Genomic DNA, 1,577 nt, shown 5'->3' with positions numbered 1-1,577 from the left:
CCACCACCAGCAGCCAGCCGTCGTCCTCGTCGACGCCGCCCGGGCGAGGCACGAACACCGGCTCGCTGTTCTGGTCGCCGGGTGGCAACGCGTAGCGCGTCGTCGTGCCGCTCGCGTGGTCGAAGCGCATCACGCCGCGCATTTCCGCGTTGTTCGGCTGCTCGACCGCATACAGATAACGGTAGCGGCGCCCCGTCCGGCTTTCGTTGATGCGCGGCATCTCGATGCCGCCGTCGGCGAGCGGCCCTTCGTCGATCAGCCCGTTCGCCGTATCGATCACGTAGCGCCACAGCTCGCCGACCGGGTTGTCGGCAAAGCGGCCCGTGCCCGCGTCGAGCCGCAGGAACGACGGATAGCGCACCGCATCGAGCACGATGCACGACGCGTCGCAGTCGTACGCGTTCACGACATGCAGGATGAAACACGGCTCGACCTCGAACCAGCGCACCGCGCCGCCATGACGCGGAATCACGCCGATGCACGCGGGCCGGTCGTCGTGCCAGCGCAGCGGCATCCGGTGGCCCTGCTTCAGCAGCGAGAAGTCGTAGCCGACGTTCAGGTCGAGCAGCAGGCTGCGGGTTTCGGTGATCGCGAGGTCGTGCATCATCGACGGTGCGCTCAGGTCGATCTCGATATCGACGCGCTGCACGCCCTGCGCATCGGCCACGCCGTAGCGCAGCCACGGTGCGCGCCAGTCCGCGCGGAACGCGATCAGCTCGCCGGTCACCGGATCGACCTTCGGATGCGCGGTCATCCCGCCACCAAGGCCAGCGTGCCGCGCCGGCACGCCGAGCGAATCGAGCGCGGCCGTGATCGCGAACGGCGCGCCGCCCTCCGACAGCGCGAGCAATTCGCCGGCATGCTGCAGCACGTTCACGTTCGGGTTGGTGTCGGGCAGCTGCGATGCCGCTTCAGGTGCATGCACGGCGGCCCACCGCTGCGTGCGCGCCCAGCGGTTCCGATAGCCGGTCGCGCGGCCGCCTTCGAACGCGATCGCGTGCAGCATCGCGGCTTCCGGCCACCACGACAGCATGTCGCTCCCTTCGAAGCGGCCGCCCGGCGGATTCGGGCCGTTGCGCAGCAACGTGCCGGCGAGTTCGTGCGGAATCGCGCCGGTCACGCGCAGATCGACGAGATCGACCTCGTCGGCAACCGGCGCGATCGCGCCGCGGTTCAGATCTAATGCGGTCATGTCGTCCGATACTCCTTTCAGCAGTCTTCGGTGGACGGCGGCAGCTCGCCGCGCGCCAGCGCGAGCGCATGGTCGCGCACGTCTTCCGGCCAGCCGGCGATCAGCTCGGCGAGCCGCGTCAGGTCGTTCGCATACAGCGCGCGGACGGCTTCCTCGAAACCGGGCAGGTCGCCCGCCATCGCCGACATGAAGTGATAGGCGCGCGCCTGCGCGTCGCGGAGTCGATCGGCCGCTGCATGCGTGCGCCGTGCGTCCTCGACGAGCTTGCGCAACGCGACCGACGCGCCGCCCGGCTGCGTGGCCAGCCATTCCCAGTGACGCGGCAGCAGCGTGACCTCGCGCGACACGACGCCGAGCTTCGGCCGGCCACGGCCGCGCTGTTCGA

General features: G+C 70.0%; 2 protein-coding genes. Both read right to left on the bottom strand.

All coding sequences use genetic code 11. The features are described 5' to 3' along the window. Window positions 1-1,192, bottom strand: a 1,192-nt coding sequence (locus tag G3N93_RS39570; protein WP_206135479.1) for a carotenoid oxygenase family protein, incomplete at its 3' end; no start/stop codon positions are given. 17 nt (window positions 1,193-1,209) lie between these two features. After that, window positions 1,210-1,577 (bottom strand): DUF2239 family protein (locus tag G3N93_RS39565; RefSeq protein ID WP_206135478.1); only part of this gene is annotated, 368 nt, incomplete at its 5' end.

This window comes from Burkholderia sp. Se-20378, from assembly GCF_017104665.1.
In the GTDB taxonomy this organism is placed as follows: domain Bacteria; phylum Pseudomonadota; class Gammaproteobacteria; order Burkholderiales; family Burkholderiaceae; genus Burkholderia; species Burkholderia lata.
Note: the sequence above shows the minus strand (reverse complement) of the source record. Positions and strands in the feature narration are given on the sequence as shown.